Below are 20724 nucleotides of genomic sequence, written 5' to 3'. Positions count from 1 at the left end.
GGGCGCGGACAAGATGCCCTAAACCACGGAAAGCTGCCTTGCGTCTAGTGAGTGGCAAACTCCTCTTGTAGCCAAGTTTTATCTTAACATATCTTATGGGAGGTTTCACGCCAATTTCCATCTGAGGAAGGAGGCAATAAACCGACTATCATAAAACACATTTGACTAGTTAATGAAAAGTCAAGAGTCAAGGGTCATACAGTCAATAGTCAAAAAATTCTAGACTCTGGACTCCGCGAGGCGGATTTAAAGACGTGGACTTATATCAATTATTTAAAACTCGATCACCGATTATTGGCGTGGTTCACCTGCTACCACTGCCTACCTCGCCCCGTTGGGGAGGTAGTCTAAAAGCGGTGATTGACAGAGCCGAACAAGAAGCCGCAGCCCTTGCAAGTGGAGGGGTTGATGGGTTGATTGTGGAGAATTTTTTCGACGCGCCCTTTACCAAAAACCAAGTCGATCCTGTGGTTGTGAGTGCCATGACCATTGTGGTGCAACGGATACAAAACTTGGTGACTTTGCCTATAGGGTTAAATGTTTTGCGAAACGACGGTAAAAGTGCAATGGCGATCGCTAGCTGTGTGCAAGCGCAATTTATCCGCGTCAACGTTCTCACAGGGGTGATGGCAACCGATCAGGGATTAATTGAGGGAGAAGCCTATCAACTGCTCCGTTATCGACGGGAGTTAGGCAGCGATGTTAAAATCCTGGCCGATGTGTTGGTGAAACACGCCCGTCCTTTGAGTTCTCCAAATCTCACGGTGGCGGTGAAAGACACCATTGAAAGGGGTTTAGCAGACGGAGTAATTTTGTCTGGTTGGGCTACTGGTAGTCCACCTAACTTAGAAGATTTGGAACTAGCTTGTGATGCAGCAGCTGGTACGCCAGTATTTATTGGTAGTGGGGCAAGTTGGGAAAATATTGATACATTGATGCAGGCAGCAGATGGTGTAATAGTTTCCAGTTCTCTAAAACGTCACGGACGCATTGAGCAACCAATTGACCCAATTCGCGTCAGCCAATTTGTCGAAGCCGCACGTCGCAGTTGGAACTCTAAAAGTGAAAGTAAATCAGTAGAACAAGTAAAGTTACATTCTTAAATGGGGCATGGGAAGAAATAAATAATGCCCAATCCCCAATCCCCATCGCCCCTAATTCCCAGAGGGGGCCCCGAGTTCCCCAATCCCCAATCTTCAATAACAGTTTATGATTCGCCGCCGTTCAACTCCTTGGATTCATAAATGGTCACGTCCATTGATTGCCGCGATCGCTGGATGTGGTGCCCTGATCACAGGTTATCTCACCATAGAAAAGTTAACAGGAGGCAGTGCAGCTTGTGTGGCACAGGCTGGTGTCAAGGATTGTAATGATGTACTTTCCAGCCCTTGGGCAACAGTTCTTGGTCAGCCATTAGCTTTGTTTGGGTTGTTGGCATACATCAGTATGGTGATATTTGCTTTGGCTCCCTTGGTCTTTAACTCAGGGGAAAACAATGGCCGCAAACAATTAGAAAATTTGACGTGGTGGCTGCTGCTTGTGGGTGCGATCGCTATGTCTGTTTTTAGCGGCTACTTAATGTACGTGTTAGCATCTCAAATCAAAGCTATTTGTCCTTACTGTATTGGTTCAGCTTTATTCTCTGTGAGTCTTTTGGTACTAACGATTATGGGTCGCACTTGGGAGGATATTGGACAAATTTTATTTACTGCCCTAATTGTGGGGATGGTAACGCTGATTGGCACTTTAGGCGTTTATGCTGGCGTAAATCAATCAAATGTTACACCTGGAACTCCTGGACAACCCGTTAAAATTACCTTTAATTCCAAAGGAGACCCTAACCCAGCCTTCGGTTGGGAAGTTACTACTACTTCTGGTGAGGCAGAAATAGCCTTAGCAAGCCATCTAGCAAAGATAGGCGCAAAGGAATACAGTGCTTATTGGTGTCCTCACTGCCACGAACAAAAGATGCTTTTTGGTAAAGAAGCGGAGGAAATAATCAACAAAGATGTTAAGGTAGAGTGCGCTCCCGAAGGACTCAATGCTCAAACTGAACTGTGTAAAACCGCAAAAATTGAAGGCTTCCCCACTTGGATCGTTAATGGGAAAAGCTATAGCGGAGTCCAAAATTTAGAGGAGCTAGCAAAAGTTTCTGGTTACACAGGATCTAGGAACTTCAAGTATTTCAAGTAGTTACTTACCTTCAAGAAGTCTCAGTTATGGTCTACACTGAGCTAGCGGTAAGGTGTAGTTCACATCCAAGATCAAGAGTCTTGAGTACAGTCAACTGGATGAATACAGCAAAGTCTGTTTCCAGTTGGCTTTTTTGTTTTTGGTAATAGATAATAGGTGTTGTCCAATACCCAATAACCAATTCTCCTGTGGCTTTTATCCGCAAACACCTAAAGCTCAAGGAAATTAATCAAGATTTATACTTAATTTGTGCCGATAGCCAAAAAAGTCCCAGTTGCCGTTTGGTAAGATAATTGGCCTCAATATATGGTAATACATTCAATAAATATAGGACTCGGATCTGATTTTTGAACAATATTTCAGATGAAACCCTTATAAAAGGGGCTTTCCAATCTCAGGATGTTTTCAGAAATCAAATCGGAATCCTATACCAAGATGTCTTTAAGAACCTTGCTGAGTTGAAAAAACTCTTAGAAACTCTATCGATCTCTCCTTTGAGCTATGTTAGTCCGATAGTTAATATCTATAGGAAATAGAGAATATTTCTCCCCACTAGGTAATGGGAATGAATCAGCAGCTAGACAAGCGTTTTGTAAAGTTAATCTTTAGACTCAAACAATCGCTTAGTCGAGGACACAGAGAATTGATTACTGCCGTCAGCGTAGCAGTCTGCGTTCTGCTTTTGCACTCCATCGGATTATTGCAATCTTTGGAGTTGGCAGCTTTGGATCAATTTTTTCGCTTACGTCCAAATGAACCGCCAGAAGAGCGGATTACGATTGTAGTGATTGATGAATCCTATTTAAACGAAATACGTTCGTGGCCGATTCCAGATACGAAGATTGCTCAGTTGTTGCAAAAATTAAATGTCCACAAACCCCTTGCCGTTGGCTTAGATATCTACAGAAATTTGCCAGTAGAGCCAGGGAACCAAGAACTGCGTAATGTTTATAAGTCAATGACCAACTTAATTGGTATTGAGCTGTTGACAAATGACAAAAACAAAAACATTAGTGTTTTGCCTCCACAGGGACTGAATCAGAATCAAGTGGGCTTTAATAACCTGCTGTACGATCTTGATGGTAAAGTACGTCGCAGTTTGTTGTATTGGTACGTTGATAATCAGCCACACGAAAGTTTTGCTTTGAAGTTGGCTTTATTGTATTTAAAGTCAAAGGGAATTACCCCCAGCAAAGCAAAAAACAATCCTGAGTATCTGCAATTAGGTAAAGCAGTATTTACTCGTTTTGAGACTAATGATGGTGCTTATGTGGGAGCCGATGATAGAGGCTACCAACTTTTGACCAATTTTCCCAAACCCCAATGTCAAGGTTCATCTAAAGAATTGTGTAATTTTCGCCAGGTATCGATGAGAGATGTACTGGCAGATAAAGTTAAAGAAAACTTAATCAAAGATCGGATCGTACTCATTGGCTCCACTGCACCCAGTCTCCAAGATTTTGTATTCATTCCTTATTCCAGTAGTCTAATGGGTACAGCAAAGCCTGTACCTGGTATTCAACTGCAAGCTTATTTTATTAGTGAGTTAATCTCAGCAGCTCTTGGTGGACGGCCCTTACTCAAGGTCTGGCCTGACTTAGTAGAAGATTTGTGGATTTTTGTCTGGTCTTATTTAGGAGCCGTGACTACATGGCGGATACGACACGCAACGAGAGGTCTGCTCAGTATCTTAGTTTCTTGTTTTATATTGACTTTGAGTACATACCTTGCTTTTTTGTATGGTTGGTGGATACCGCTCATTCCCTCACTGTTTAGCTTTGGCAGTTCAGCTATATGGATGACTAGTCATATTGCCCACATGCAGGAAGAGTGGAAACGTTCCAAAGAATTTTTGTATCACGTCATTAACACGATTCCCGATCCAATTTTTGTGAAAAATGAACAACACCAGTGGATTGTTTTAAATGAGGCGTATTGTCGATTTATCGGTTATGCGAATAAGTTGTTAATTGAAAAGTCAGACTATGACTTTTTCCCTAAACATGAGGCTGATGTGTTTCGACAACAGGACGATCTTGTATTTCGGACTCAAAAACCCCAGGAACACGAAGAAGAATTTACAAATGCAGATGGACAGACTCATCAAATTGCTACTAAGCGATCGCTCCACAAAGACGCAGCTGGCAATTTATTTTTAGTTGGAGTCATCCGAGATATTACTCAGCGCAAGCTGATGGAGGAGCAGCTGAAGCGGACTGCTGCTGAACTATTCCGCTCTAATAATGAATTAAAACTCAAAGAAGACCACTTGCGTTATTTAGCGTATCATGACCCCTTGACCGGTTTATCCAATCGCAAATTTTTTGCCGAACAACTTTATGAGTCGTTAAATTGGGCGCAACACAATAACCTCTTGCTGGGACTGCTGTTTATCGATCTAGATGGCTTTAAGCAAGTTAATGATACTTTGGGACACGAGACTGGCGATCGCTTGCTAATGACTATCGCTGAAAGACTGAGCAACTCTTTACGCGCTAGTGATACAGTTTCTCGTTTGGGCGGCGATGAATTTACTATAATTTTACGGGCAATTCCTAACGTCCAAATAGCGGCTAAGGTCGCCGAAAAAATCTTAAGCAGTATTACTAAGCCAATTGTTTTGGATGGCTATGCAATCCGAATCTCTGCCAGTATTGGCATTAGTGTCTACCCATACAACAGTCAAGACAGTGAAACTTTGATGAAGCAAGCAGATGCAGCAATGTATCGGGCAAAGCATCTGGGTAAAAATCGATACGAGTTTGCTTAATTAGTCAAGGGTCAAGTCTCCATATTTTTCTTTTTTTAGTAAAAATTTTTACCTTAAAATTCGGAATTTGGATTTTAAATACATGTAAGGTACGGTCTTGAAAAAGCATTGTGTATATGTCTAGAGATGGTTTTTTAGTTAAGACATAGAATTAGCAAGGCTTTTTGACCTCATAACCCAAACTAAGAATATAGGTGAGCAAAAAATTAGTTCTTAGAAGTAATTAGGAAAAAAATATGTTTATGTAATTATTTGACTACAAAATAATACTTATACTTAATAGTGCTATTACGGTCTTTTATATTCCTATACTTTTTTAAACCCTTACACTATAACAATTATATTATTCTATCCTTATATCTCTTTACGTTGATAAAAACTTAATTATACAAGAAATTAAGTATTATTGTCTATTTGAAAAACTCGCTATTCAGTAGGCATGGTGTTTATACTTAAAAGCATTAAGGTATTATTAATAAATAGTGAAGTAGATAAAAAGCTTACAGTGATTCATCAACATATCTAACTTTAGACTGATGTAAAAACGGTTCATTAAGAATATTTCTTAAGTATAGGAATTATTTAATACCAGCAAATTAAAATTTGTGTACAAGTGAATACCACGATTAGTTGTAAACCACTGGCAATAATTTAATAAAGTTAAAATATTTTTCTCATCAATATAAGTAAATACACGTTAAAAAATAAAATAACTTTAAGAGTCAAAACTAGTAAAATTACTGAGTCTATGAAAACTAACTTCCGAATCACAAAAATCATGATATTTTGTATAAGTGCTTACATACTGATACCGAAAATTGCCGCTTACACGGGTATATCTAGTACTGCAAGTGCTAATACTGGTGGTGCTAGCAACAATACTTCAATCACCCATCAAGTCAGTTCTCAAAATTTAAAAGACACATATATCCCACCAAATTATGGTGGTCCTGACAGTCAGCATGGTAGCGGCACTCGCTGATCACCATTTTGGATTTTAAATTTTAGATTGTGGTAAAGTAGCGCGTTTGTGTATATCGTGTCTAAGACACCACATCTTTTGCTTGGAGAAATGGCATCGCTCTTGGGAGGGCATCTATAGTCTTTAGTAAGTCTCTTGCCTTGGAAAATGCCAAGGGTAATTTATTCAAGATAATAGTGAAGATTTCCACCAATGATGTGTTTGTACAAGGGTATGAACTTGCCAATTTAGGTCTGGTTGCGAATAGTCTAAACGGTAGTGTCCACCTCGGCTTTCGGTTCTAAAAGCAGCACTTTTGAGAATTAAATTAGCCACATCTAATAAATTGCGGGTTTCTGCCCAAAGTCGCAATTGCCGTTCAACATCTGGTAGGTCAAAATTAGCTGGTTCTGCTGGACGTAAAGCAACCAAGAATTGACTTAAAGGCAAAGCAGCAAAATCTTGCTGCCAAGATTCGACAGTGGCGATCGCAGTTTCCAACTTTGATTGCTCCCGACAAATACCAGCATTTTCCCACACTAGACGCGGTAACTTCTCTCTGAGTGCTTCTAGCTGTGCTTGCTGGATGTTTCCCTCGCTAGCATCAATACTAAATTTACGTGATGGTAACACTGGTATTTCTGACGGCAACCCAATATTTTCCAGCTCAATTTGGCTCATCTGGGCCCCGAACACAATACATTCCAGCAGAGAATTACTGGCAAGACGATTTGCCCCATGTACTCCAGTACTAGCAGTTTCACCCACTGCATACAAACTTTTAATATTTGTGCGATTCATTAGATCCGCGACAATCCCACCCATCCAGTAATGAGCAGCAGGCGCTACAGGAATTGGTTCATGGAAAACATCAACTCCCCAATGCTGACAAACTTTGATGATGTTGGGAAAGCGGTGACGAATCTTGTCCGCAGGGATGGGGCGCATATCCAACCACACATGGGCAGTCGCCAAATCAACTGCGGTACGTTGTAAATGGCTGAAAATTGCTCTACTGACTACATCTCTGGGTGCGAGTTCACCCGCAGGATGGTAGTCAAAAGCAAAACGCCGCCCTTCGTTATCAACAAGGTGTGCGCCCTCGCCGCGTACAGCTTCGCTAATCAGAAAGCGATCGGCACCAGGTTTAGTCAAGGCTGTGGGATGAAATTGTACAAATTCCAAATCGCGGAGGATGACCCCAGCCCGATATGCGATCGCCACTCCATCACCCGTACTCACCCCCGGGTTAGTGGTTTGGGCAAATACCTGACCTCCGCCACCAGTTGCCAATATCACAGCACTAGCCCTTACCCATGTGATTTTACCTTGATAAAACAGGCTTATTCCCTGACAGCGACCAGTTTCGGGTTCAATCCACAAACTTAAAGCTAAAGCTTGCTGAATGACTTGAATATTTGGGCGACGTAATACTTGGGTGGTGAGGGTGGTGGTAACTTCCCTCCCTGTAGTATCCGCAGCATGGAGAACGCGGTTGCGAGAATGGGCGGCTTCTAAAGTTAAAGCCAAGGCTTGACCATGACGGTCAAAAGCAACCCCCAAGTTAATTAGGGATTGAATGCAGTTAGGGGCAAGTTGGGCGAGAAATTCTACAGCATTGCGATCGCACAAACCTGCACCTGCCAGGATCGTATCTTCAATGTGTAGGGTGGGAGAATCTTCTGGGGAAACGGCTGCGGCAATACCACCTTGCGCCCAATCACTGGCAGACAAAGCAACAGTTTCTTTGGTAATCAAACCGACTCGCAAAGACTCTGGTAGACACAGCGCCGTGTATAGTCCAGCAGCACCAGCGCCGACTACTAAGACATCAAATTGGCTAGGAATATCTATCTGAGACAAGGTAATGAGGGAGGGGGGAAGGGGGTAGAGAGCAGGGGGAGCAGGGGAGCAGGGGAGCAGAGGGAAAATTTTACTTTCTCCTCTTTGTTTCCCTTGTCTTTGTTATCCTCCTCATCCCCTTCATTTTTAATAGAATAATCCCACTCCCTAGAATCAGGAGTGGGCTTTTATTTGCTACATTAACTGCAAGTCAGTTATCTGTAGATGCCGTTGTTAAAGCGATCGTCTCCTTCGTTGAAGGCAGGTTCTAGTTCTGTCACGGTAAACTTATCCAAGTTGGCTTGCAAGGTTTGTTTTTGGCGATCGCTCAATCCTGGAAGATCCAATACATCCTCTACATTTTTGTAGGGAGCATTTGTGATGATTTTCTTAGCCAGGGTGGGATAAAGCCCTGGATACTGTTGAAAAGCTCGGACGTTGGTATTATTCAAATCGATTTTCTTACCAAATTCCGTTCCTAGCTTCTTATCTGCCCGATTCTGCCGCTCAATTGCCAGAATTGGGACTTGAGGAAAAGCAAAACTGTTGAAACTAGCAGCTTGGGCTATCTGAGTTGTTCCCAACAATCCCCAGCAACTAAGTAACAAACTAAACACTGTTAATAAACGCGCCAATCCTTTCACGATTTTCTACCTCTTTCCATCAAACAGAAATAAAAGTTTTAAGCTAAAAGCTGTCATTAGTCATTAGTCATTGGTCATTGGTCATACCCTGCGGGTACTCGGTTGGAGTAAATCGCAGAGTAGCCACTAATGCGTCTACCTTAGAAGACACAGGACAAAGGACAATTGGACTTTGGACAAAACGTGATAGCTTAATTAACACAGCAGTCATCAGAAACTAATATACAGCGTATTAATATCCACAATATTTACCGTTGCTGGGTTTGACTTTATTTTTGGCAAAAACTTTGATCGTCGTTAGAGTGCATGAATAGCTGTAATCGGCTTCTATCAACGATCCCGGTAGTATTCCCTACGATCCAAAATCTTTTCGGGGTGGCTGATTTTACCTTCCAAGCAGACACAAAACCGTGTGATGTCTAATATCGATGACCCTAGCAAGAGGACTTGAGGGTGATGGAGTGTTATGTAATATTTCTTAACTAATTATTATCTATACCATCATTCTTGATGTGCCGCAGATTGACTAGAAAAAGTTTCGGTGAGATAAGACCATCGTTGCAACCTTGTGCCTTCTGCCTCCTTCACGCTGCGATCGCAGCTAACAAAAATAGGCTGTCTACCAAAATTGTGCTTAAAACTGCTCCACCAAAGGCATACCAGTGTCTTTGATTTCGACCTAAAGCAAAAATCCCGACTGTTGAAAGCACTAAGGCGAGAATTATTGCCCAACTTTGTCCCCAAGGGGTTTGTACTTGGATCAGGGCATTTTGTAATATTTGTGGTGCGCCATCTGCATCTACTCTCATAATTTGCCGCCAATAGGGCATCAAGTCTGCTAGATAAAAATATACATCTGTTAAAACTGTACCGAGTAAAGAACCTAAATAAAACCAGCTACCCACCTTGCCCCAATTCTTCGCTAGACACCAGCAAGCAAACGGTAAACCTATAGATTCTACTGGTAGATGCCATAAAGGTTCCCAACGTAACCAGCCCCAGTAAATCGCCCCTGCTAACCAACTCCAGCTAAATCCTAAGAGCAAATCCCCCCAGACATAAGTTGCAGAACGCGACATTAAGGAAAAACTTAGCCACAGCCAAAATGCTGTCAACGCTAAACTCAGAGTTGGTAGCGATCGCACTATTGGCGCTTCTATAAATACTGACACTGATACCAAAAACACCGCCGCCGCAAACACTAACCAACTTTGTCTAGCAGAAATAGATAAAGGGAGAGAGGCAGAAAAGGAGAGTGTAGATTCCAATTGTCCGATCCCTTTCTGCCCAGTATCAGCCAAATTGAACTCAGTATCAATAGAAGGGGTAGAAGCAGTGTAGGAGGACAGTGTATTATTAATCAAAGTTTTTAATATTTGTTACTAAACTTTATCTTATTTAAGATATCACACTTTAAAATCCACCCCAGGGGCATTGTAAATTATACTGAAATTTCCCGGAGCGCTGGTGCAAACCAGACAAAACAAAGTTGCACTATGTACAAAACTGCTCTGTAGTTTCTTGTAGATAGTGGACTACAGAGAGATGAAGGGTAAAATTTAATAGTTAAAAAGCGAACGATATTAGTCCGCTAAATATTAAATTTTGATGAACTGCTAAAATTTCGTTGACTTATTGAAGTGGGTGTAAGAACATGGTCAGCGTCTTAGATGATGTTATTGATCGGTAAAATCAGATTTTCTATAAAATTAGGTGCAGTAGAGAGTATATAAAGCAACATCATCATCTAGACAATGTTCATAATGATGTCTAGAACAGGAAAAAGGTATTAATTGCAATGGAGTTTATCCAAGCTTTTATTTTGGGTATCGTTCAAGGTATTACAGAGTTTTTGCCAATCAGTAGCACTGCACATCTTCTGATTTTTACAAAAGTATTTGGTTGGAAAGAATTAGGTTCTAAAGATTTTGTCGATGCCATTCAATTTGGCAGTGTGATCGCAATTGCAGGATATTTCTGGTCGCTGATTTCTAGTATTGTCAAAGGTGGAATCGAAGCACTAAAACAGAAAGATTGGCAACGTGAAGAATGGAAAATTCTGGTTGGGATTGTAGTAGGAACGTTGCCTGCCTTAATTTTCGGCTTTCTTTTAAAAGACGTTCTACCAGAGAGTGCATTAATTATTGCCATCATGTCAATCATCATGGCACTTGTATTAGCTTTGGCAGAAAGAATTGGTACTCGCAAGCGAGATTTTGATTCATTGCAGATTCGAGATGGTATTTTAGTTGGATTGGGACAAACACTTGCCTTAATTCCGGGAGTTTCTCGTTCTGGCTCGACGTTGACAACTGCTTTATTTTTAGGATTAGAACGCGATACAGCAGCGAAATTTTCATTCTTGTTAGGGTTTCCAACTCTTACCATTGCTACGCTCTATAAAAGCTTGAAAATCTTCAAATTATTTCAAGCTCACCAACTACCCGATAATATTGTTGGACTATTAATTGTAGGGATTATTTCAACCTTTATTTTTTCCTACCTATCAATTGCATTTTTGATCAAGTACTTACAAACAAAAAATACTTTGATTTTTGTATGGTATAGATTAGCATTTGGCATCACTATCTTAGCTGCGATCGCAGCAGGTTGGAAAGGATAATTTCATAATAGTCATTAGTCATTTGTTTAAAGCTAATGACTAATTACCAATCCCTAATTCCCAATTCCCATGAATACCATTAATCCGGCCCGAATTACCAAGGTTCTTCCCGACTCAATAGCCGCCGAGATTGGCTTTGAGGCTGGGGATGCGATCGTTGCAATCAATGGTACGCGTCCCCGCGATTTAATTGATTATCAGTTTCTGTGTGCTGATGAAGTTTTGGAACTAGAAGTTTTAGATGCAGCTGGTAAAACTCATAGCCTGGAAATCGAAAAAGATTACGACCAAGACTTGGGACTAGAATTTGAAACTGCCCTATTTGACGGCTTAATTCAGTGCAATAATCGTTGTCCATTTTGTTTTATTGACCAACAGCCACCAGGTAAGCGCACCAGCTTGTACTTGAAAGACGACGATTATCGTCTGAGCTTTTTGTACGGTTCTTATCTTACCCTGACCAATTTACCAGAAAAAGAATGGCAGCGAATTGAGCAAATGCGCTTGTCTCCGTTGTATGTTTCTGTTCATGCTACAGAAGCAGATGTGAGAATTAGACTGCTAAAAAATCCGCGTGCGGGGCAAATTTTACAACAATTGAAGTGGTTTCAAAAAAGGCGACTACAAATTCATGCTCAAGTTGTTGTTTGTCCTGGTATAAATGATGGCAAACACCTGGAACAAACTCTCAAAGATTTAGCGTCTTTTCATACTGGTGAAGTGCCTGCGGTGGCATCAGTAGCAGTTGTACCAGTTGGGTTGACAAGGTTTCGACCTCCAGAAGACGCACTCATACCCGTAACTAGGGAAAAAGCTCAAGAAGTTATTTCCCAGGTGCAAATCCTCTCACAGCAATTTTGCCAACAATTCGGTTCTAGCGTTGTTTGGTTAGCCGATGAGTGGTTTTTGATTGCAGGAAAGGAATTACCCAGCGAATCAGAATATGAAGAATATCCCCAAATTGATAACGGAGTTGGTTCGATTCAATTATTTATCAAGCAATTTGCCACCATTGCAGCAGAATTACTTCCGCCAAAAGTATATCCTCAAAGAAAATTAACTTGGGTCGTGGGCAACGCCGTAGAAAAAGCATTTCAACCTATTTTGAAACGCTTAAATTATGTTGAAGGTTTAGAAGTAAATATGCGTGCTTTATCTAGTGATTATTGGGGACAAACTATCAGTGTAACCGGATTGCTAACTGGTCATGATTTGCTTTTAAATTTGGAAGGTGAAGATTTAGGTGATGGGATTTTGCTACCCAATGTCATGTTAAAAAATGGTGAATTAGTATTTTTAGATGATATGAGGATTGAAGAATTAGCTAGTAGACTAAATACAAAAATTTTTCCAGTAGCAGGAGTGGAAGATTTAATCAAAAACTGTATTTTTAATTATGCTCAGGTTTAGTTATAAAAGATCAGTTGTTTTTCGGAGGTAATTTATTGTTATGCTGGATGATAAATAAGAAGTAATGCCTAATAATTAATCCACTGAGGAGTCAGTAGTGAAGAATCGGAAAGAGTATCATAAAAAGGCAAATTCACAAATAAAAAAAGCCGGATTCTTCATTTTAAGTTTTAACTTTTTAATTTTAAATAGTTTTAGTATTTTGCCAGTGACGGCGGCTACTGAAGAACCTGTATTGAGCGTAGTGCATAGCCCAGAAAATGCGAATCAATGGACAGGGATAACTGACCGCTTGCAGACAATAGGGGTGAAATATTGTGTAATCCCCCTAAATGATGTAAAGAGTGGGGCAGATTGGGGCGATCGCCGGGTATTATTTTTGCCAAATGTCGAGACATTAACGCCAACCCAAGCGATCGCTCTCGAAGAATGGATGAGTAAGGGAGGGCGCTTGATTGCTAGTGGCCCCTTGGGTAGTTTGTCATCGGCAGGAGTGCGGCAGTTATTGCGATCGCTCTTGGGAGGTTATTGGGGATTCAGCCTTAGTGATACAGAACAGATCAAACCCATAAAAACTAATGCCCCAGAATGGGCAAATCAAACTGAACTTTTTGGCAAAATACGTGGCGGCGCTGTGATTCCGAATGATATGGGCGCAGAATCTGCTGCTGTTTGGAATTCCAAAGATAATCCAGCCGCAGTAGTAACAACTGAGCGTTCCACCTTTTTTGGCTGGCGTTGGGGAACAGATACAGCCTCAGCAGCAGAATTAGATAATGCCTGGTTAAAAGCTGCTCTCAATCATTATTTGACAGCACCACCACCATCGAGTCGGATGAAAAAAGTAACAGGAGGCTCCTCAAACTGCTCTACAACGGTGGCAGCCGCGCCAAGGGAGCAAGGGGGCAGAGGCTTTGAGGTGCAGAGGGGCAACTCACCTCCTTCCTCATCTCCAGCATCCCCTCCTCTTAAAAGTGCGACTGCTCCCATACCGAGAGCGCTTCCTATAGTCAAACCCCCGAATTCCGAGGCTATCGATCAGTTAGAACAATCAGTACGTCTGGATGTTACGCCGAACTCCAATAAGCCGATTGATAACAATGAAGCGATCGCCCTCCAGCAAGAGCTAGAAAATCTAATTGGTCGGGTAGAAAGCGCTAATTTAGCGGTGTCAGCTGATGTGGCAAATGAAAGCGAAAGCGTTGGGATATCTGAGAAAAAGCAGTCTGCTAGGCATCTGCATACCTACACTCCCCAACCTGTTAATGTGCAGCCAACGCAATTGGCCTCAACTAAATTAGGTGGGCTAGTCAGAAATAAAGACCAAGCCTTGGCACAGGTAAGAGTAATTGTCAACAACTTACCCCAATTGATTGCCCAAAAAAACTACGCCCTGGCTCGTCAGCAGTGGCTAGTAGCAAAGACAATTTTGTGGCAGCAATTTCCTGTCGATCGGAGGTTGGCTCAACCAGAAATTCGGGCAGTTTGGTTAGATCGGGGGACGATTGTTCGTGCTGGTAGCAAGGCGGGACTAGCCCAGATTTTCGATCGCCTAGCCCAAACTGGAATTAATACTGTCTTCTTTGAAACTGTTAATGCTGGCTATACTATTTATCCCAGCCAAGTTGCAAAAGAGCAAAACCCATTAATTCATGGATGGAACCCACTAGAAGATGCGGTGAAATTAGCCCATGAGCGCGACATGGAATTACACGCATGGGTTTGGACTTTTGCTGCTGGCAATCAACGGCACAATGAGATTATCAACGTTAGTCCAAATTATCCAGGGCCAGTGCTAGCGGCTCATCCCGATTGGGCAAACTACGATAATCTTGGCAACATGATTCCCGCTGGTCAGACTAAGCCATTCTTTGATCCAGCCAACCCCGAAGTGCGGCAATACTTACTCAAGCTGTACGAGGAAATCGTTACTCGCTATGACGTGGATGGTCTACAGCTAGACTACATTCGCTATCCCTTCCAAGACCCATCAGCAGGTCGAACCTACGGCTATGGCAAAGCTGCAAGAGCGCAGTTTCAGCAACTTACTGGCGTAGATCCGATAAATATTTCCCCCAGTCAACCAGACTTGTGGCAAAAGTGGACAACATTTCGCACCGAGCAAGTTAATAGCTTTGTTGCCAAAGTTTCAGAGCAGTTGCGACAAAAACGACCGAATTTGATTTTATCGGTTGCAGTATTTCCTCTGCCAGAACAAGAGCGGATTCAGAAAATTCAACAAAACTGGGAAATTTGGGCAAGGCGGGGAGATGTAGATTTAATCGTCCCCATGACTTATGCTCTGGATACTTCGCGCTTTCAGCGACTAGCCCAACCCTGGATCGCCTCTAAACAATTGGGAGCTACATTGTTAGTGCCAGGAATTCGCTTACTTTCTTTACCAACAATCGGGGCATTCGATCAACTCCAGTTAGTAAGGGACTTGCCAGTGAGTGGTTATGCACTCTTTGCCGCAGAGAATTTTAATAACGATCTACAAAAGCTTTTTATTAGCACCCAAGGTAGAGTTCAATCCAAAACAAGTGAACCGATTCCTCACCGCCAACCTTTTCAAACTGCCGCCATCCGTTACACCGCACTGCAACGGGAATGGAAATTTGTTTTCCAAAATGACCCACTAGAAAAACCCGCCCAGACAATATCAGATTTTAACAACCAGGCCGAAGTTTTACGCAGTGCCTTAAATCAGCTCGCTGCTTCCCCTTCTGCTAGTAAGTTGTTAGTGGCGAAAGCCTCTCTAACTCGTTTCCAGTCTCAATTTCGGGTATTGATGAGTCAAGAAATTAAGTCGAATTCCTATCAAGTCAAAGTTTGGGAAAATCGGCTTGTAACTATAGAAAGGCTATTGCGTTACGGCGAACGCCGGGTGCAGTTGCATCCCTAATGAAGATGCAAGGCAGCAAAAGCACGCGGACAAGGGAGAATTATTAAACAAGTTTCTTCCTTCTATAGGAATCCGATTTGATTTATGAAAAAATCTAAGTATATTTGGGGTGTGTTAGGGTCAGCGTAACACACCAAAAGCTTTGGAGTCTGGTGGGTTACGGCTTACGCATAACACCCTCTGCGTGTATTTCAAAAATTAAATATAGCACAAGCCTTGGTGGTTAGGACATCAATAGATGATGAAACTTAGACACAAGAAGACTTTTCACCCAGTCCCCAGTCTCCAGTCCCCAATCCCTTGCTATATGAGTCCTATAGCATATCAAATTCTCGTTGAGAACCAGTTACTAAAGTACAAATGCTTACTACCACGCGCTATAGTACTGACAGACACGACAAATTGGCTCGCCTCATTGGAGTTTGTGTGGATAGTACTTCCCGTGTAGTAAAAGTAGGATTGTATGAGAGTGAAATACGATTTCACAGCATCTTTAATGGCACTTTCCAGTTTATCGGATTGCTTATAAAAGAAGGCATTGTGCCAGAAGTAAACCAAACAGCACTCAACTTTAGCGGACTACAACCACAACATGTAGTTGGGCTTTCAGATTGGGAAATATGGTGGATGCGACTTGAAAGCCTTCAACATCTGCAATATTTACTCTCCTCCAGCCCTACAGTAATTTATACCTGTAAGAGGTTGAATGAATAAGTGTTTCGCTGTGACTTTAGGCACTTTTATATCCCCCATAACCCCCGATCAATTGGGGGGAACCAGAATCAAAATCCCCCTTTTTAAGGGGAGACACTGCGGTCTTGGGGTCTCCCCAAGTGAAGCAAGTGGCGTGGATTTAGGGGGGTCTAAAATTTTTGATACCGACAAGAGGACTTTTCAAACATCCTCTAAGAGTTCAGGAGATTTTCGTAGTAGATTTATAAGCGAAAATATTGTCACTCTTACGGCTTATAAAGCACGGGAAAGACCTGAACATCCTGGCTTTTGGTCTAACCATCTCTATTCAGTATTGCAATCTTTTCATCACAGCAGTAATGTCGAGCGTATACTAGGCACTGGATTAGTGAATGGCAATTATAAAAAAACGTTTGGATATGTACTAAGGTAAAATATTTATCACAATTATACCGGGGTTTGGTATAAATTTTATTGTAATTATATTATCAAATAATCAAATATAAATTGAGGTAAAATATGCCCAAAATTTTAATAATAGAAGATGAGGAAGCAGTCCGTGAAAATCTTTTAGATTTGCTAGAAGCTGAGGACTTTGAAACTATTGCTGCGGCAAATGGCAGAATCGGTGTACATTTAGCTATCTGCGAAGTTCCTGATTTAATTCTCTGCGATCTGATGATGCCAGAAGTTGACGGTTATGGCGTGCTAACAGCGTTACGCCAAGATCCTTCAACGGCAACAATTCCCTTCATTTTTCTCACTGCAAAATCTGCCAAATCTGACTTCCGTCTAGGTATGGATATGGGTGCTGATGACTATATAACAAAGCCATTCACTCGGGCTGAGTTATTAAGCGCTATCATGAACAGGTTAGAAAAGCACGCTACTTTAAAAAGATATTTATCTCCTCAAACTGCAATTAGCAATTTATCTCCTAAAATGCAGTTGTTAGAAATTAGCTTACATCGGGCTATCAAACAACATAATTTTCAAGAGTTTGAAATCTATTATCAACCAATAGTTGATATTACTTCTGGGAAAATAGTAGCCGCTGAAAGTTTATTGCGCTGGCAAAGTCCAGAATTGGGGATGATTTACCCAACAGAATTTATTCCGTTAGCAGAGTCTACGGCTTTAATTGTTCCAATTGGTAAATGGGTATTAAAAAGTGTATGTAAACAATTAAAAAGCTGGCGTGATATCGGAATTAATTCCTTGATTATTGCTGTAAATCTATCAGTCATCGAATTTAATCAACCAGATTTTATTCATAAAATAGTCAACTTTATACGGATCAATAATTTGGAACCAGATGACTTAGAGCTAGAACTAACTGAAAGCATGATTATGCAAGATGTAAATAGTGCGATCGCTACTATGAGCAAACTGCAATCTTTGGGTATAAAAATTGCCATTGATGATTTTGGGACAGGCTATTCTTCTTTGATATATCTAAAAAACTTACCAATCAATACATTAAAAATCGACCGTTATTTTATTCATAATGTTGCTAAAGACCCACAAAAATCAGCCATTACTAAAGCATTAATTCAAATGGCTCATAATCTCAATTTAAATGTAATTGCTGAAGGTGTAGAGACGGAGGCAGAACTAGCTTTTTTGCGCCAACACAACTGTAATTCTATGCAAGGTTTTCTATTTAGTCGTCCATTACCAGCAGCAGAATTTGAAAATTTTTTATTGACTAACAAATGCTTATATGTGTGAAGATTGGGAGTTGGGAAATAATTTACTTTTCAATTCCCAATCCTCTGATAGGTTGACTAAGCAAGAAAAATTGGACTTTAGACTGGCGACAATTATTAAGTCTTAAGTCTAAAGTAGAAAAATTGTCTCATGGTGTTTACCGTCATGAAAGTCTTTGCGCGTTTCTTGCTACCAGTTTTTTTACTGACTTTGGCCGCAGCCTGCAACCAAACTCGCGCTTCGTCAGATAATCCCACACCACCAAAATCTGTACCTTCTGCCCAACTGACACAGAATCCTACACAGCCAAAAAATATTGTCCGAACTGAAGCACTCTCAGCTACACCGATTCGGATAAACCTGAAGAATTTACCAGCACCCTTCGCAACAGAAAGTGCTTCCAAGCGGCCTGAAGTTGTGCCGATTCCGCAAGATCCGGTGCTACGCGTACCACGAGGTTTTACAGTTAATGTTTTTGCCGAAGGTTTAGATGCCCCACGCTGGCTAGCTTTAACTCCCAGTGGCGATGTTCTGGTTACTGAAACCGGGCAAAATCGTATTCGTCTATTACGTGACAGCAACCGTGACGGCGTAGCCGACGTTCGAGAAACCTTTGCTAGTGGGGACAACGGACTCAATAGACCCTTTGGGATGGCTTTTGCAGATAATTCCTTTTTTCTAGGAAACACAAATACTGTGGTGCGTTTTCCCTATAGCCAAGGTCAAAATAAGATTACAGGTAAAGGGAAAAAAATCGCCGACTTGCCTTCTCAAGGTTATAACAACCATTGGACGCGCAATGTTGTTGTCTCACCCGATCGCAATAAATTATATGTCTCAGTTGGATCGGGAACCAATGTGGATGAAGAACCCCTACCACGCGCTTCGATACAGGTAATGAATTTAGATGGTTCTCAACAGCAAACTTTCGCTTCCGGCTTGCGTAATCCTGTTGGTTTAGATTTTAACCCTGTAACTAAGGAACTTTACGCCACTATTAACGAACGCGATGGCATCGGTGATGACTTGGTTCCAGACTATCTGACACGGGTTAAACAGGGGGCATTTTACGGCTGGCCTTATGCCTATCTAACACCAAACAACCTCGATCCGCGTCAAAAAACTGATGGCAAAAGTAAACGCCCCGAATTAGCAGCCCGCACCCAAACCCCAGATGTGCTGTTCCAAGCGCATTCAGCAGCATTGGGTTTACAGTTTTATGATGGTAAGACATTTCCAGAAAAATACCGCAACGGTGCTTTTGCTGCTTTTCGCGGTTCTTGGAATCGCGATCGCGGTACTGGTTATAAAATTGTATTTGTTCCCTTCGATGCTAAGGGGCGATCGCTTGGCTATTACGAAGACTTTCTCACAGGCTTTTTGCTAAATCCTTCTGTACCAACCACTTGGGGACGACCTGTAGGTTTACTCGTGTTGCCAGATGGTAGTTTATTACTAACAGAAGAAGCCAATAATCGGATTTATCGGATTCAGTATACGGGGGGATGAATAACAATTCAAAATTAAAGACAATTTCAGATGGGGATCTAAACCCCGGCTGAAGCTGGGGCTACCTGTAGAGGTCGGGGTCTTAAACCCTTTTATTTACGATAATTCCCTAGAGTAAGGTTAGGGCAGTTGTGGCTGTATTTGCCTATCCAGGTTTATCCCGTTTACAGTAAATTTACTGTAAATTACAGAAAAATACTAATACTTATCTGGTTGAGAAATTGATTATGACTCCCAATGAAAATAATACTCAGTCAAATATCAACGAATTGCCTCCACATTCAGGTACACGCTATTGGGGTGAGGTGGAGGTGATCGAGGAGGGAGATACCTATAGAATTAGCCGTGTTGAAATCAAGCCCAGGCACGGAATTAAACCACAAATTCATTATCACCGCAATGAACATTGGGTTGTAGTCTCCGGTGTAGCTAAGGTAACTTGTGGCGATGCAGAAATATTACTGAATCGGAACGAATCAACTTATGTCCCCGCAGCAACCTTACATAAGGTGGAAAATCCTGGACATATCCCGCTAGTTATTCTGGAAATTCAAAATGGTGAATATTTGGGTGAGGATGATACTGAGCGTCCTTATGACTTAAATTTGGTCAAAGCTGTAGCTGAAGGTTAGTGAGAGACGCGATTAATCGCGTCTGTTGTTAATGCCCCATACCCAAATCAAAACCAACCTTCTTGTTCTAGGGTTTCAATTAGCTGTAAGCCACGAGGATCGCCCACTCCTAAAAGTGAAGCTTTCGCGTCTTCTCGGACTCCCAAATCTTGATCCTCGGCAAAGGCTTGAATTAGAGCATCGATCGCTGTGGCATAAACTACATTAGAAGGTAGTTCGCGGCACAGTTGACCAATTGCCCAAGCACAGTTACTTCGCACTGCTGCCACGGGATCTTTGACTAAGGCTTCAATTAATGGTGGTATTGCCCCGATAACTGCTTCATAACCAACTTCTGCCATCTGTGCTAAGGAGCTAGCAGCCCACAAACGCACTGCGGAAATGTCTGTTCTTAAGGCATCTGCTAGGGGCGGTAAAGAACGGCGATCGCGACAGTTTCCTAAAGCCCAAACAACGCCTTTACGCACATAGCCATTCCAATCACTGTTTAGTTGAGCAATTAATGGAGTCACTGCTTCTGAACTGGGATTGCGTCCGAGGGCATAAGATGCGCTCACCCTGACTAAGGGACAGATATCAGTTAAGAGGCGAATCAAATGGGGGGTAGCACGCGCATCTTCTATATCACAAAAAGCACGCGCCGCTAACATTCTTTGCTGCGGCTGAGGATTTTGCAGGAGAGCTAGCATCAGTTCTGGATCGGGCTTCGCCACAACTGAATCGTCAGTTAGCGGCTCTATTTTATCTAGGGGGCTTTCTAGTTCCTCCTCAATATCGAGTAGGCTTAGATCGTCTTCGTCATACATAATTTCATTTCAATCCCGAAAAGGGA

15 protein-coding genes are annotated in these 20724 nt (G+C 41.9%); 11 read left to right on the top strand and 4 right to left on the bottom strand.

Going from position 1 to position 20724, the window contains the following annotated elements; all coding sequences use genetic code 11:
• Positions 1 to 254: 254 nt before the first annotated feature.
• The 4 genes from btpA to V7K42_RS24135 all read left to right on the top strand — a co-directional run bounded on the left by btpA (position 255) and on the right by V7K42_RS24135 (position 5945).
• A complete protein-coding gene (btpA, locus tag V7K42_RS24150; protein WP_094329752.1) occupies positions 255 to 1103 on the top strand; it encodes a photosystem I biogenesis protein BtpA in 849 nt (282 codons plus the stop codon).
• Between the two features lie 106 nt (positions 1104 to 1209).
• Positions 1210 to 2193, top strand: a complete 984-nt coding sequence (locus V7K42_RS24145) for a vitamin K epoxide reductase family protein (protein WP_334919802.1) — start codon at positions 1210 to 1212, stop codon at positions 2191 to 2193.
• A gap of 565 nt (positions 2194 to 2758) precedes the next feature.
• Positions 2759 to 4963: a CHASE2 domain-containing protein gene (locus V7K42_RS24140; RefSeq protein WP_334919801.1), complete on the top strand. Its 2205-nt coding sequence runs from the start codon at positions 2759 to 2761 to the stop codon at positions 4961 to 4963.
• Positions 4964 to 5711: 748 nt separating this feature from the next.
• Positions 5712 to 5945, top strand: coding sequence for a hypothetical protein (locus tag V7K42_RS24135; protein WP_334919800.1), 234 nt, complete (start codon positions 5712 to 5714; stop codon positions 5943 to 5945).
• Positions 5946 to 6110: 165 nt separating this feature from the next.
• Here V7K42_RS24135 and nadB read toward each other — a convergent pair whose 3' ends face one another.
• The 3 genes from nadB to V7K42_RS24120 form a co-directional block, all read right to left on the bottom strand.
• Entirely contained in the window at positions 6111 to 7787 is a 1677-nt protein-coding gene (gene nadB, locus V7K42_RS24130) for an L-aspartate oxidase (protein ID WP_334919799.1), read from the bottom strand.
• A gap of 194 nt (positions 7788 to 7981) precedes the next feature.
• Positions 7982 to 8410 carry a photosystem II complex extrinsic protein PsbU gene (gene psbU, locus V7K42_RS24125; protein WP_094331664.1) on the bottom strand — a complete coding sequence of 143 codons (429 nt, stop codon included), beginning with the start codon at positions 8408 to 8410 and terminating at the stop codon, positions 7982 to 7984.
• A gap of 584 nt (positions 8411 to 8994) precedes the next feature.
• A complete protein-coding gene (locus tag V7K42_RS24120) occupies positions 8995 to 9774 on the bottom strand; it encodes a DUF3120 domain-containing protein (RefSeq protein ID WP_334919798.1) in 780 nt (259 codons plus the stop codon).
• 434 nt (positions 9775 to 10208) lie between these two features.
• Here V7K42_RS24120 and V7K42_RS24115 point away from each other — a divergent pair, with 434 nt between their 5' ends.
• The 7 genes from V7K42_RS24115 (at position 10209) to V7K42_RS24085 (ending at position 19892) form a co-directional block, all read left to right on the top strand.
• On the top strand, positions 10209 to 11033 hold the full coding sequence (locus V7K42_RS24115) for an undecaprenyl-diphosphate phosphatase (RefSeq protein ID WP_334919797.1): 825 nt from the start codon (positions 10209 to 10211) through the stop codon (positions 11031 to 11033).
• 69 nt (positions 11034 to 11102) lie between these two features.
• Entirely contained in the window at positions 11103 to 12443 is a 1341-nt protein-coding gene (locus V7K42_RS24110) for a TIGR03279 family radical SAM protein (protein ID WP_334919796.1), read from the top strand.
• 97 nt (positions 12444 to 12540) lie between these two features.
• Positions 12541 to 15348, top strand: a complete 2808-nt coding sequence (locus V7K42_RS24105) for a family 10 glycosylhydrolase (protein ID WP_334919795.1) — start codon at positions 12541 to 12543, stop codon at positions 15346 to 15348.
• Between the two features lie 360 nt (positions 15349 to 15708).
• On the top strand, positions 15709 to 16062 hold the full coding sequence (locus tag V7K42_RS24100) for a hypothetical protein (protein ID WP_334919794.1): 354 nt from the start codon (positions 15709 to 15711) through the stop codon (positions 16060 to 16062).
• A 498-nt stretch (positions 16063 to 16560) separates the two neighbouring features.
• Positions 16561 to 17772: an EAL domain-containing response regulator gene (locus tag V7K42_RS24095; protein ID WP_334919793.1), complete on the top strand. Its 1212-nt coding sequence runs from the start codon at positions 16561 to 16563 to the stop codon at positions 17770 to 17772.
• A gap of 144 nt (positions 17773 to 17916) precedes the next feature.
• Positions 17917 to 19260: a PQQ-dependent sugar dehydrogenase gene (locus V7K42_RS24090; protein WP_334919849.1), complete on the top strand. Its 1344-nt coding sequence runs from the start codon at positions 17917 to 17919 to the stop codon at positions 19258 to 19260.
• Positions 19261 to 19487: 227 nt separating this feature from the next.
• Entirely contained in the window at positions 19488 to 19892 is a 405-nt protein-coding gene (locus V7K42_RS24085; RefSeq protein ID WP_094345013.1) for a phosphomannose isomerase type II C-terminal cupin domain, read from the top strand.
• A 47-nt stretch (positions 19893 to 19939) separates the two neighbouring features.
• Here V7K42_RS24085 and V7K42_RS24080 read toward each other — a convergent pair whose 3' ends face one another.
• A complete protein-coding gene (locus tag V7K42_RS24080; protein WP_334919792.1) occupies positions 19940 to 20698 on the bottom strand; it encodes a HEAT repeat domain-containing protein in 759 nt (252 codons plus the stop codon).
• Positions 20699 to 20724 lie beyond the last annotated feature (26 nt).

Source organism: Nostoc sp. (assembly GCF_036917455.1).
Taxonomy (GTDB): Bacteria; Cyanobacteriota; Cyanobacteriia; order Cyanobacteriales; family Nostocaceae; genus Nostoc.
This window is presented reverse-complemented; position numbering and strand designations above follow the sequence as displayed.

What these genes read in the sequence shown, in the direction of transcription:
- V7K42_RS24145 (WP_334919802.1), top strand. Translation starts at nt 1,210, where the DNA reads ATGATTCGCCGCCGTTCAACTCCTTGGATTCATAAATGGTCACGTCCA.
- V7K42_RS24140 (WP_334919801.1), top strand. Translation starts at nt 2,759, where the DNA reads ATGAATCAGCAGCTAGACAAGCGTTTTGTAAAGTTAATCTTTAGACTC.
- V7K42_RS24135 (WP_334919800.1), top strand. Translation starts at nt 5,712, where the DNA reads ATGAAAACTAACTTCCGAATCACAAAAATCATGATATTTTGTATAAGT.
- V7K42_RS24115 (WP_334919797.1), top strand. Translation starts at nt 10,209, where the DNA reads ATGGAGTTTATCCAAGCTTTTATTTTGGGTATCGTTCAAGGTATTACA.
- V7K42_RS24110 (WP_334919796.1), top strand. Translation starts at nt 11,103, where the DNA reads ATGAATACCATTAATCCGGCCCGAATTACCAAGGTTCTTCCCGACTCA.
- V7K42_RS24100 (WP_334919794.1), top strand. Translation starts at nt 15,709, where the DNA reads ATGCTTACTACCACGCGCTATAGTACTGACAGACACGACAAATTGGCT.
- V7K42_RS24095 (WP_334919793.1), top strand. Translation starts at nt 16,561, where the DNA reads ATGCCCAAAATTTTAATAATAGAAGATGAGGAAGCAGTCCGTGAAAAT.
- V7K42_RS24090 (WP_334919849.1), top strand. Translation starts at nt 17,917, where the DNA reads ATGAAAGTCTTTGCGCGTTTCTTGCTACCAGTTTTTTTACTGACTTTG.
- V7K42_RS24085 (WP_094345013.1), top strand. Translation starts at nt 19,488, where the DNA reads ATGACTCCCAATGAAAATAATACTCAGTCAAATATCAACGAATTGCCT.
- V7K42_RS24080 (WP_334919792.1), bottom strand. Translation starts at nt 20,698, where the DNA reads ATGTATGACGAAGACGATCTAAGCCTACTCGATATTGAGGAGGAACTA.